This window comes from Streptomyces sp. NBRC 110035 (assembly GCF_000829695.1).
Taxonomy (GTDB): domain Bacteria; phylum Actinomycetota; class Actinomycetes; order Streptomycetales; family Streptomycetaceae; genus Streptomyces.
Window position 1 is genome coordinate 17,795 of the sequence record NZ_BBNN01000034.1, and the last position, 12,461, is coordinate 30,255.

The 12,461-nt window shown below is 71.2% G+C and carries 7 protein-coding genes; 5 read left to right on the forward strand and 2 right to left on the reverse strand.

Annotation, left to right across the window (positions count from 1 at the left end; all coding sequences use genetic code 11):
- Positions 1 to 5 precede the first annotated feature (5 nt).
- Entirely contained in the window at positions 6 to 206 is a 201-nt protein-coding gene (locus TU30_RS36580) for a helix-turn-helix domain-containing protein (RefSeq protein WP_234307960.1), read from the forward strand.
- A 307-nt stretch (positions 207 to 513) separates the two neighbouring features.
- Here the strand turns inward: TU30_RS36580 and TU30_RS23265 are convergent, their stop codons facing one another.
- Positions 514 to 1,083, reverse strand: coding sequence for a GNAT family N-acetyltransferase (locus tag TU30_RS23265; protein ID WP_042173172.1), 570 nt, complete (start codon positions 1,081 to 1,083; stop codon positions 514 to 516).
- A gap of 277 nt (positions 1,084 to 1,360) precedes the next feature.
- Here TU30_RS23265 and secA point away from each other — a divergent pair, with 277 nt between their 5' ends.
- Positions 1,361 to 4,198 (forward strand): preprotein translocase subunit SecA, encoded by a 2,838-nt coding sequence (gene secA, locus TU30_RS23270; protein WP_042173174.1) that lies wholly within the window; start codon positions 1,361 to 1,363, stop codon positions 4,196 to 4,198.
- A 120-nt stretch (positions 4,199 to 4,318) separates the two neighbouring features.
- Here secA and TU30_RS23275 read toward each other — a convergent pair whose 3' ends face one another.
- Complete coding sequence (locus tag TU30_RS23275) at positions 4,319 to 5,104, reverse strand: Rv3235 family protein (RefSeq protein WP_042173176.1); 786 nt, start codon at positions 5,102 to 5,104, stop codon at positions 4,319 to 4,321.
- A gap of 360 nt (positions 5,105 to 5,464) precedes the next feature.
- Between TU30_RS23275 and TU30_RS23280 the strand changes: the two genes are divergently transcribed.
- The 3 genes from TU30_RS23280 to TU30_RS23290 all read left to right on the forward strand — a co-directional run bounded on the left by TU30_RS23280 (position 5,465) and on the right by TU30_RS23290 (position 12,423).
- Complete coding sequence (locus tag TU30_RS23280; protein ID WP_042173178.1) at positions 5,465 to 5,962, forward strand: hypothetical protein; 498 nt, start codon at positions 5,465 to 5,467, stop codon at positions 5,960 to 5,962.
- A gap of 361 nt (positions 5,963 to 6,323) precedes the next feature.
- Positions 6,324 to 6,989 carry an HAD family hydrolase gene (locus TU30_RS23285; protein ID WP_042173386.1) on the forward strand — a complete coding sequence of 222 codons (666 nt, stop codon included), beginning with the start codon at positions 6,324 to 6,326 and terminating at the stop codon, positions 6,987 to 6,989.
- A gap of 505 nt (positions 6,990 to 7,494) precedes the next feature.
- On the forward strand, positions 7,495 to 12,423 hold the full coding sequence (locus TU30_RS23290; protein WP_042173180.1) for an NAD-glutamate dehydrogenase: 4,929 nt from the start codon (positions 7,495 to 7,497) through the stop codon (positions 12,421 to 12,423).
- Positions 12,424 to 12,461 lie beyond the last annotated feature (38 nt).

A 12,461-nucleotide genomic window follows, 5' to 3' on the forward strand; every position in this document is an offset into this window, starting at 1 on the left:
GGGAGGTGTTCCGCTGCCTGACCACCACGGTCACCAGCCCCGACACAGCCGACCTGCGGCCCCTGCGACAGTCGAAGAACATCACCCTCACCGCAGCGGCCTGCCACTTCGGAGTCTGGCCCGCCACGATCTCCACCCTCGAACGCGGAATCCGCCGAGACGACGACCTCGCCAACACCTACCGCGACTGGCTCACCGCCGCTTGACAGCAATAGGAGCATCAACGGCCGGGGCGGCGGACCGGACGGCGGGCGGTGACCTGTCCGGCGCAGACGGGCCGGGCGCAGGCACCGGCGGGAACCGCGGGACAGGACTTCGCGGAACAGGTTCCAGCCCGGCCTCCGCCCCGGCCCGGGGGCGGGCCGGGGCGGAGGCCGGGAGCAACGCCGCAAGGGACCGGAAGCCGGTGGGGGAAGGGCCTCGCCCGGACCCGGACGCGTCGCCCGGTGCGTACGGGGCCGGTGCGGGGGGCCGGTGCGGCGGGCCGGAGGGGGTCCCGGGTCCGGCGGGCCGTCACTCCACGGCGGGCAGGTACGGGGCCGTCGCCGTGAGGCCCAGGTCGGACGGGAGCAGGGAGCCGATCCAGGAGTCGCGCAGCACCCCCCTGTTGTTGAGCCCGGAGCGCAGGGTCCCCTCGACGACGAAGCCCGCCCGTTCCGCCACCGCGCGGGAGGCCCGGTTGCCGACCTCGGCGCGCCATTCCACGCGGTCGACGGACATCTTCGTGAAGGCCCACCGCGAAACGGCGACCACTCCCTCGGCGACGTAGCCGTGGCCGCGGTGCTCCTTGACACCCCAGTAGCCGATCTCCCCCATCCCCGGGGACTGCATGGTGAGGCCGAGCATGCCGGTGAGTTCCCCGGAGGGGAGGAAGGCGCCGAAGGTGAACATCGAACCGCTCGCCCAGCCGTTCGGGATCATCTCCTCCGTGAAGCCCCTCGCGTGCTCGGGGAGGTACGGGGAGGGAACCGTGGTCCAGCGCTGGATGTCGGCGTCCTGGCAGGCGGCGTACACGGCGTCGGTGTCCTGCGGGCCGACCGTGCGCAGCAGGAGACGGTCCGTGGTGAGGGTGACGGGGTCCATCGGCCGATTCTGCTCACGGAGGGGCGGGCGGCGCCAACCGTTTGCCGTACGTGAGGAAATGATCACCCTTCGCTCCATTCGACGGGCGGAGCGGCACCATCCGCAGCGGCCGGACGTTGTCCCTGTGAAGCAGCCGTGCAACAGATATGACGCTGCGCGCGGCCACCGTCACGGCAGGCCTCCCGACGTGGTGGGGTCCTCGCATACGATGGCCGTTGCTCAGCAGTGAAACGGAAACCGACCGTCCCAGGCCCGACCGGCAAGGAGACCACCCCCCGTGTCCGTCCTCTCCAAGATCATGCGTGCAGGCGAAGGCAAGATCCTGCGCAAGCTGCACCGCATCGCGGGCCAGGTCAACTCCATCGAAGAGGACTTCGTCGACCTCTCCGACGCCGAGCTGCGGGCCCTCACCGATGAGTACAAGCAGCGGTATGCCGACGGTGAGAGCCTGGACGACCTGCTCCCCGAGGCCTTCGCCACCGTCCGTGAGGCCGCCAAGCGCGTCCTGGGCCAGCGGCACTACGACGTGCAGATCATGGGCGGCGCCGCCCTGCACATGGGATACGTGGCCGAGATGAAGACCGGTGAGGGCAAGACCCTCGTCGGCACGCTGCCGGCGTATCTGAACGCGCTGTCGGGCAAGGGCGTCCACATCATCACGGTCAACGACTACCTGGCCGAGCGCGACTCCGAGATGATGGGCCGCGTCCACAGGTTCCTCGGCCTGGAGGTCGGCTGCATCCTGGCCAACATGACGCCGGCCCAGCGCCGCGAGCAGTACGGCCACGACATCACCTACGGCACGAACAACGAGTTCGGCTTCGACTACCTGCGCGACAACATGGCGTGGTCCAAGGACGAACTGGTCCAGCGCGGCCACAACTTCGCCATCGTCGACGAGGTCGACTCGATCCTCATCGACGAGGCCCGTACGCCGCTGATCATCTCCGGTCCGGCCGACCAGGCCACCAAGTGGTACGGCGACTTCGCCAAGCTGGTCAAGCGCCTCAAGCGCGGCGAGGCCGGCAACCCGCTCAAGGGCATCGAGGAGACCGGCGACTACGAGGTCGACGAGAAGAAGCGCACGGTCGCCATCCACGAGTCCGGAGTCGCCAAGGTCGAGGACTGGCTGGGCATCGACAACCTCTACGAGTCGGTCAACACCCCGCTGGTGGGCTACCTGAACAACGCCATCAAGGCGAAGGAGCTCTTCAAGGCCGACAAGGACTACGTGATCATCGACGACGAGGTCATGATCGTCGACGAGCACACCGGCCGCATCCTCGCGGGCCGCCGCTACAACGAGGGCATGCACCAGGCGATCGAGGCGAAGGAGGGGGTGCCGATCAAGGACGAGAACCAGACGCTCGCCACCATCACCCTCCAGAACTTCTTCCGCCTCTACAAGCGCCGCGACCACGACGACAAGGAACAGCCGGGCCTGTCCGGCATGACCGGTACGGCGATGACCGAGGCCGCCGAGTTCCACCAGATCTACAAGCTCGGCGTGGTCCCCATCCCGACCAACCGGGACATGATCCGCAAGGACCAGGCGGACCTGATCTACCGCACCGAGGTCGCCAAGTTCGAGGCCGTCGTCGACGACATCGAGGAGAAGCACGGCAAGGGTCAGCCGATCCTGGTCGGCACCACCTCGGTGGAGAAGTCCGAGTACCTCTCGCAGCAGCTCAGCAAGCGCGGCATCCAGCACGAGGTGCTGAACGCCAAGCACCACGACCGTGAGGCGACGATCGTCGCCCAGGCCGGCCGCAGGGGCGCCGTCACCGTGGCGACCAACATGGCCGGCCGTGGTACGGACATCAAGCTGGGCGGCAACCCCGAGGACCTCGCCGAGGCGGAGCTGCGCCAGCGCGGCCTCGACCCCGAGGAACACATCGAGGAGTGGGCGCACGCCCTGCCGGAGGCGCTCGCGCGGGCCGAGGACGCGGTCAAGGCCGAGAAGGACGAGGTCGAGCGGCTCGGCGGACTCTACGTGCTCGGCACCGAGCGTCACGAGTCGCGGCGGATCGACAACCAGCTGCGCGGCCGTTCCGGCCGTCAGGGCGACCCCGGGGAGTCCCGCTTCTACCTGTCGCTCGGCGACGACCTGATGCGCCTGTTCAAGGCCCAGATGGTCGAGCGCGTGATGTCCATGGCGAACGTGCCGGACGACGTGCCGATCGAGAACAAGATGGTCACGCGCGCGATCGCGTCGGCCCAGTCGCAGGTCGAGACGCAGAACTTCGAGACCCGTAAGAACGTCCTGAAGTACGACGAGGTCCTCAACCGCCAGCGCGAGGTCATCTACGGCGAGCGGCGCCGTGTCCTGGAGGGCGAGGACCTGCAGGAGCAGATCCACCACTTCATGGACGACACCATCGACGCCTACGTCCAGGCGGAGACGGCCGAGGGCTTCCCGGAGGACTGGGACCTGGACCGGCTGTGGGGCGCTTTCAAGCAGCTCTACCCGGTCAGGATCACGGTCGAGGAGCTGGAGGAGGAGGCCGGCGACCGGGCCGGGCTGACGGCGGAGTACATCGGCGACACGGTCAAGGACGACATCCGCGAGCAGTACGAGCAGCGTGAGGCGCAGCTCGGCTCGGAGATCATGCGTGAGCTGGAGCGCCGGGTCGTGCTGTCGGTCCTGGACCGCAAGTGGCGCGAGCACCTCTACGAGATGGACTACCTCCAGGAGGGCATCGGCCTGCGCGCGATGGCGCAGAAGGACCCCCTGGTCGAGTACCAGCGCGAGGGCTTCGACATGTTCACCGCGATGATGGACGGCATCAAGGAGGAGTCCGTCGGTTACCTGTTCAACCTGGAGGTCCAGGTCGAGCAGCAGGTCGAGGAGGTCCCGGTCGAGGACGCCAGGCCGGAGCCGGCGGCGCAGGACGCGGTGCCCGCTCAGGCGGGTGCCCGGCCGGAGATCCGTGCCAAGGGGCTCGACGCCCCACAGCGGCGGAACCTGCACTTCTCCGCGCCGACGGTGGACGGCGAGGGTGGCACCGTCGAGGGCGAGTTCGCCGAGGACGAGCCGGTGCGCTCCGAGGCCGACGGCCTCACGCGCGCCGAGCGCCGCAAGCAGGCGCGGGGCGGACGCCGCCGCAAGAAGTGACCGCTGCTCCACCGGGAGGCGTGAGCTGCCGGTGGAGGGACGGGCCGAGGCCGAGGGCCGGGCACCCCAGGGGTGCCCGGCCCTCGGGCGTCTACGGTGCCCGAGGGGGATGCCCGGGGCTCAGTGGCCGTGCGGGCGGGGCGGGCGGGGGCCGCCCAGCTCCACGGCGGTGCAGCGCCAGCGCAGGTCGCTGCCCTGTTCGAGGCGGAAGGCCATGGCCCGCAGCCTGTCCCCCGCACCGATCCGGGCGAACACCTCGAGAGCACCCTCGCGGGGGACGTAGTAGCCGATGTCGCGCACGACCGGCCGGGTACCGCGGGTGCGCAGTGGACCGCGCTCGGCGAGGTCCGCCAGCTCGTCGTAGGCGCGGCCCGCGGTGTGCCGGAGCATGGAGTGGACGGGCCGCTGACCGCTCAGGACGGCGAGCAGCAGTTCGGCGAAGTGGTCGGTGGGGCGGGGCTGCGGGACGGGCCGTCGGGGGGTCTGGACGGGCACCCGGGGGGCGGCGGGAGCCGGCTCCCGCGCAGGGACGGCGGCCGGTCGGGGGGCGTCGGTGAGGTACGGCGGCCGGCGCGTGGCGGGACGCGGAGCGCGGGCGGGGACGGCCCTCGCAGCGCGCACGGACGCTTCCTGCGCGGGGTCCGCGGGCAGCGGCAGTGGCAGGCGACGAGGGCGTCCGGGCGTCGCCGGGGCTGTCGTGGCGAAGGACGGCGGGCGGTTGTCGGCGGGGCGGGTGGAAGCGGTGCGGGGCGGGGGAGAGGGACGGTCCTCGCCGTGCGGCGGGGCGGGGGCGGCGCCTCCTGCGGGGATGCGCGGCGGGGTGGTGCCGGTCGGGCGGCGCGTGTCGCGGCGGCCGGGAGGACGCGTGCCGGTGCGGCGCTGTGCCCTGGTCATGACCTTGTTCATGGGACCCCGTTCAACGGGCCGGGCGGCGCCGCCGGCCGGGGGACCGGGGCGATACCAGGCAGTAACTTCGTGGTGGGGATCTTCTACGGGGCGACGCGGGGCGGCGGCAAGGAACCGTGAACCGTGTCGGGGCGGCCGGAGGGTTCACTTATCCGAGTGAACGACAGCCGGTCGGCCCCGCACGGGAGCGGGCGGACCGGGTGAATTCCGGGCCCGGAGTGGACGCCGCCGAGGGGGTGGGCAGCAACCCGATGGGGGACGCCCGCACGTATCCTGAAGGCCCACCTGGCCGGATGCGGCCGCCCCTCCCGGAGGTGTCCCGCGATCCCCGGCGGGCCCCCGACCACGAAAGCGGCCGACATGCGCGTCTACGTCCCCCTGACCCTCTCCGGTCTCGCCGAGGCGTACCGGACGGGAGAGCTGGGCGCGGGGCCGTTGCCCGCCTACGGCGTGACGCCCGCGCTGCGCGAGTGGTACCGCTCCGAGGACATCGAGGAACTGGAGTACGCGGCGCTGGGCCGTGCCGCGCTGGCCTCGCTGCGGCTGCTGGCGGCGGACGCCGGAGCCCCGCGACGCCGGGTCGTGGTCGCCGTGGACGTACCCGACCGGGCGGCCTCGGCCGATCCCGCCGGCCCCGGTGAGCTGCGGGTCGACGGTCCCGTACGGCTGGACCGGGCGGCGGCGGTGCACGTGGACGCGGCGGACGCGGAGTCGGACGTGACGTCGGCCGCGCAGGCCCTGCCCGCGGCCGACGCCGGGGACGCCGACGCGCAGTCCGCCGTGGACGGGGCGGAGGACCACGAACTGCTGTGGTATGCCACCCAGGAGATCCCGAACCTGGTGGGACCGACGGCCTAGCCGCGACACCGAGGGGCGCGACGGTGTCCTCGTGTCGGCGTCGGCCGGGCGGGACACGGGGTTCGTCGTCGTGCTCGTGATCGTCGGATACGGCGCCGGCCTGCTGTTCTCCCCGATGATGCTCCTACCGGTCGTCAAGCGGTCTGGAGCCGGTCGCGGTGGTTGTCGGCGAGGTCGTCGCGGCGGACGCCGCGTTCGAGGGGGGAGAGATCTTCGAGGGGGGAGACCACGGCGGGCCGGACTCCGAAGCGGCGGGCTGCGGTGGTGAGGGTGGTGTTCTTCGACTGCCGCAGTGGCCGGAGGCCGGCCGATGCGGGGGACGGTGACCGTGGTGGTCAGTGGTGGCGGGTACTTTTTCTGCATGGGGACGCACAGGGACGCGCACATCGTCTGGGACTGGAACGGCACGCTGTTCCACGACGTCGACGCGGTCATCGGGGCGACGAACGCGGCCTTCGCCGAGCTGGGTCTGGAGTCGCTGACGCTGGAGCGGTACCGGGAGCTGTACTGCGTGCCGGTGCCGAAGTTCTACGAGCGGCTGATGGGGCGGCTGCCCACCGGGGCCGAGTGGGAGCTGATGGACGCGACCTTCCACCGGTACTACACCGAACACCGGGTGCGGTGCGCGCTCACCGAGGGCGCGGCGGAGCTGCTGGCCGGATGGACGTCGGCGGGGCGCAGCCAGTCGATCCTCAGCATGTACGGGCACGAGGACCTGGTGCCCCTGGTCCGGGGCTTCGGCATCGAGCCGCACTTCCTGCGCGTCGACGGGCGGACCGGGCCGTCCGGCGGCGGCAAGGCGGAGCACATGGTGCGGCACCTCGGCGCGCTGACCGGCGTGGCCCCGGAGCGCACGGTGGTGATCGGCGATGCCGCCGACGACGCGCTGGCCGCGCGGCACGTGGGGGCGTCGGCCGTGCTCTACACCGGCGGCTCGCACAGCAGGGCGAGCCTCGAGGCGGTGGGGGTGCCGGTGGTGGACACGCTGGCGGAGGCCGTGGAGGAAGCGCGACGCCTGGCGGGCTGAGCCGGGTGCCGGGCGCCACGGCGAAGGGCTGACGGCGGGGGGAACGGACGACGGAGAACCCGGTGGCACCGGGGCGCACTGTGCAGAACGTCAAAGTTCCACCCCATGTTTTGTACACATACGGCTCATGACGGGCCCCCCGCGGGGGGCGATAGCCTGGGTGGCGTGATCAGCGCGATAGCTCGCGGGGGCCTCGTCGTCCCTGCTGTGCGCCCGGCGAGCACGGACGACATCCGTGGCCGGGTGACGCTCGCTGGTCCTCGCGGGCGGGACGGGACCCGGAGGGTCCCCGGGACGCGCCGCATCCCCCGGGTCCACACGTCGCGGAGAGCGATGTCACACCCGTCGGGCGCGTCGAAACGGGCAGAGAAGCCCCCGCTCGTCTCATCCTGCGGCATAGCGTCGGTACGGAGCGGACACCCCGCCACGTACTACCGCACCGCGGGCGCAGAGACCGTACTTCCTTCTACGTCACGCAACGGCGCGCGACAGGAGCCAGAGGACAATGCAGACCAAGCTGGACGAAGCAAAGGCCGAGCTGCTCGAAAAGGCTGCCCGGGTAGCTGAGAACAGCCCGGCCGGGGGGAAACTGCCGACCGGGACGACGGACAAGGGCATGCCCGACCGGGACACCGTGCTCGCGTTCCTCCAGCGCTACTACCTGCACACCGCCCCGGAGGACCTTGTCGGCCGCGACCCGGTCGACATCTTCGGAGCAGCCGTCTCCCACTTCCGGCTGGCCGAGAACCGCCCCCAGGGCACGGCCAGTGTCCGGGTCCACACCCCGACCGTCGAGGAGAACGGCTGGACGTGCAGCCACTCCGTCGTCGAGGTGGTCACCGACGACATGCCCTTCCTCGTGGACTCCGTCACCAACGAGCTGACCCGGCAGGGCCGCGGCATCCACGTCGTCATCCACCCGCAGGTGGTGGTGCGCCGCGACCTCACCGGCAAGCTGATCGAGGTGCGCGCCGAACCCGCCGGGGGGGAGCTGCCGCACGACGCCCACGTCGAGTCCTGGATCCACGTCGAGACCGACCGTGAGAGCGACCGCGGGGACCTCAAGCAGATCACCGTCGACCTGCTGCGCGTCCTGTCCGACGTCCGCGAGGCCGTCGAGGACTGGGGCAAGATGCGGCAGGCGGCGACCCTGCTGGCCGACGGCCTGCCCGACGAACCCGTCCCCGCCGACGTGCCGGGCGGGCAGGTCGAGGAGGCCCGGGAGCTGCTGCGCTGGCTCGCCGACGACCACTTCACCTTCCTCGGCTACCGCGAGTACCAGCTGCGCGACGACGACTCGCTGGCCGCCGTCCCCGGCACCGGCCTCGGCATACTGCGCTCCGACCCGCACCACCTCACCGACGACGGCCACCCGGTCAGCCCGTCCTTCGAGCGGCTGCCCGCCGACGCCCGCGCCAAGGCGCGCGAGCACAAGCTGCTCGTCCTGACCAAGGCCAACAGCCGGGCCACCGTGCACCGGCCGTCCTATCTGGACTACATCGGCGTCAAGAAGTTCGACGCGGACGGCAATGTCGTCGGCGAGCGCCGCTTCCTCGGCCTGTTCTCCTCCGCCGCCTACACCGAGTCCGTCCGCCGGGTCCCGGTGATCCGCCGCAAGGTCGAGGAGGTCCTCGAGCGCGCCGGCTTCTCGCCGCACAGCCACGACGGGCGCGACCTGCTGCAGATCCTGGAGACCTACCCGCGCGACGAGCTCTTCCAGACCCCGGCCGACGAGCTCCGGGCCATCGCCACCTCGGTGCTCTACCTCCAGGAGCGCCGCCGTCTCAGGCTCTACCTGCGCCAGGACGAGTACGGGCGCTACTACTCCGCCCTCGTCTACCTCCCGCGCGACCGCTACACCACCGGTGTGCGGCTGAGGATCATCGACATCCTCAAGGAGGAACTCGGCGGCATCAGCGTCGACTTCACCGCCTGGAACACCGAGTCGATCCTCTCCCGGCTGCACTTCGTGGTCCGCGTCCCGCAGGGCACCGAGCTGCCGCAGCTCTCCGAGCACGACCGCGAGCGCATCGAGGCCCGGCTCGTCGAGGCCGCCCGCTCCTGGGCCGACGGCTTCGGCGAGGCCCTCACCGCCGAACTGGGCGAGGAGCGCGCCGCCGAACTGCTGCGCCGCTACTCGGGCGCCTTCGCCGAGGGCTACAAGGCCGACCACACGCCGCGCGGCGCCGTCGCCGACCTGGTCCGCCTCGAACAGCTCGACGACGAGAAGAACTTCGAGCTCAGCCTGTACGAGCCGGTGGGCGCGGCCCCCGAGGAGCGCCGCTTCAAGATCTACCGCAAGGGTGAGGCCGTCTCCCTCTCCGCCGTGCTGCCCGTGCTCCAGCGGCTCGGCGTCGAGGTCGTCGACGAGCGGCCCTACGAACTGCGCTGCTCCGACCGCAGCGTGGCCTGGATCTACGACTTCGGGCTGCGGCTGCCCAAGGCCCCCGGCGGCGCCGACTACCTCGGCGACGACGCCCGTGAGCGGTTCCAGGACGCCTTCGCGGCGACCTGGACCGGCAAGGCGGAGAACGACGGCTTCAACACCCTCGTGCTGAGCGCCGGACTGACCTGGCGTCAGGCGACGGTGCTGCGCGCGTACGCCAAGTACCTGCGCCAGGCGGGCTCCACCTTCAGCCAGGACTACATGGAGGACACCCTCCGCAACAACGTCCACACCACCCGGCTGCTCGTCTCCCTGTTCGAGGCGCGGATGGCGCCGGAGCGGCAGGGCGCCGGGTTCGAGCTGGTGGACGCGCTGCTGGAGGAGCTCGACGCCGCCCTCGACCAGGTCGCCTCGCTCGACGAGGACCGCATCCTGCGCTCCTTCCTCACGGTGATCAAGGCGACGCTGCGCACCAACTTCTTCCAGGAGACGAGCGGCGGCCGCCCGCACGACTACGTCTCCATGAAGTTCGACCCGCAGGCCATGCCCGACCTGCCGGCGCCGCGTCCGGCGTTCGAGATCTGGGTGTACTCGCCGCGGGTGGAGGGCGTGCACCTGCGGTTCGGCAAGGTCGCGCGCGGCGGCCTGCGCTGGTCGGACCGCCGGGAGGACTTCCGCACCGAGATCCTGGGCCTGGTCAAGGCGCAGATGGTGAAGAACACCGTCATCGTGCCGGTCGGCGCCAAGGGCGGCTTCGTCGCCAAGCAGCTGCCGGACCCGTCCGTGGACCGCGACGCCTGGATGGCCGAGGGCGTCGCCGCGTACAGGACGTTCATCTCGGCGCTGCTCGACATCACCGACAACATGGTGGCCGGCGCGGTCGTGCCCCCGGCGGACGTCGTCCGGCACGACGGGGACGACCCCTATCTCGTCGTCGCGGCCGACAAGGGCACCGCCAGGTTCTCGGACACCGCCAACGAGGTCGCCGAGGCCTACGACTTCTGGCTCGGCGACGCCTTCGCCTCCGGCGGCAGCGCCGGATACGACCACAAGGGCATGGGCATCACGGCCCGCGGCGCCTGGGAGTCCGTCAAGCGGCACTTCCGGGAGCTGGGCGTGGACACCCAGAGCCAGGACTTCACGGTCGTCGGCATCGGCGACATGTCCGGTGACGTGTTCGGCAACGGCATGCTGCTCAGCGAGCACATCCGGCTGGTCGCCGCCTTCGACCACCGGCACATCTTCATCGACCCCACCCCGGACGCGGCCGTCGGTCACGCCGAGCGCCGCCGCCTGTTCGACCTGCCGCGCAGCTCCTGGGAGGACTACGACACCGCCCTGCTGTCGGCCGGCGGCGGCGTGTTCCCGCGCAGCGCCAAATCCATCCCGGTCAACGCGCAGATCCGCGAGGCCCTCGGCATCGAGTCCGGGGTCACCAAGATGACCCCGGCGGACCTGATGAAGGCGATCCTCAAGGCGCCGGTGGACCTGCTGTGGAACGGCGGCATCGGCACGTACGTCAAGGCGGCGAGCGAGTCCAACGCCGACGTCGGCGACAAGGCCAACGACCCCATCCGTGTCGACGGCAAGGACCTGCGGGTCGACGTCGTCGGCGAAGGCGGCAACCTGGGCATGACCCAGCTCGGCCGGATCGAGTTCGCGCTGCACGGCGGCCGGATCAACACCGACGCCATCGACAACAGCGCCGGCGTGGACACCTCCGACCACGAGGTGAACATCAAGATCCTGCTCAACACCCTGGTCGCGGACGGCGACATGACGGTCAAGCAGCGCAACAAGCTGCTCGCCTCGATGACCGACGAGGTCGGCGGGCTGGTGCTGCGCGCCAACTACGCGCAGAACACCGCCATCGCCAACGCCCTGGCCCAGTCCAAGGACATGCTCCACGCCCAGCAGCGCTTCATGAAGTACCTGGTGCGCGAGGGCCACCTCGACCGGGCCCTGGAGTTCCTCCCCGCCGACCGCCAGATCCGCGAGCGGCTGAGCGCCGGTCAGGGCCTGACCGGTCCGGAGACGGCCGTCCTGATGGCGTACACGAAGATCACGGTCGCCGACGAGCTGCTGCGCACCTCACTGCCCGACGACCCGTATCTCAGGGTGCTGCTGCACTCCTATTTCCCGGCCCCGCTGCGCGAGCAGTTCCCCGACCGGATCGACGCGCACCCGCTGCGCCGCGAGATCATCACGACCGTCCTGGTCAACGACACGGTCAACACGGGCGGTACGACGTACCTGCACCGGATGCGGGAGGAGACCGGCGCCTCGCTGGAGGAGATCGTCCGGGCCCAGACCGCGGCCCGCGCGATCTTCCGTGCCGCTGTGGTGTGGGACGGGGTCGAGGCCCTCGACACGTTGGTCGCGGCGGACGTCCAGACCCGGATCAGGCTGCACTCGCGCCGGCTGGTGGAGCGCGGCACGCGCTGGCTGCTGAACAACCGGCCGCAGCCGCTGGAACTCGAGGAGACGGTGACGTTCTTCGCCGAGCGCGTCGAGCTGGTCTGGTCCCAGCTGCCGAAGCTGCTGCGCGGCGCGGACCTGAAGTGGTTCCAGAAGATCCACGACGAGCTGACGGGCGTCGGCGTCCCCTCGGAACTCGCCACCCGGGTGGCCGGGTTCTCCTCAGCGTTCGCGGCGATCGACATCGTCTCGGTGGCCGACCGCATGGGCAAGGAGCCGCTGGACGTGGCCGAGGTGTACTACGACCTCGCCGACCGGCTGCGCATCACCCAGCTGATGGACAGGATCAGCGAGCTGCCCCGCGCCGACCGCTGGCAGTCCATGGCCCGCGCGGCGATCCGCGAGGACCTGTACGCGGCGCACTCGGCGGTCACGGCCGACGTGCTCGCGGCGGGCGACGGCACGGCGACACCGGAGCAGCGGTTCACGGTGTGGGAGGCGAAGAACGAGGCCATCATCGGCCGGGCCCGCACCACCCTGGACGAGATCCAGAGTTCGGACACCTTCGACCTGGCGAACCTGTCGGTGGCGATGCGGACGATGCGGACGCTGCTGCGCTCGCACGCGTAGGGCACCGCGCGTACGCGCACGGCCCGCCCACGGCTCAC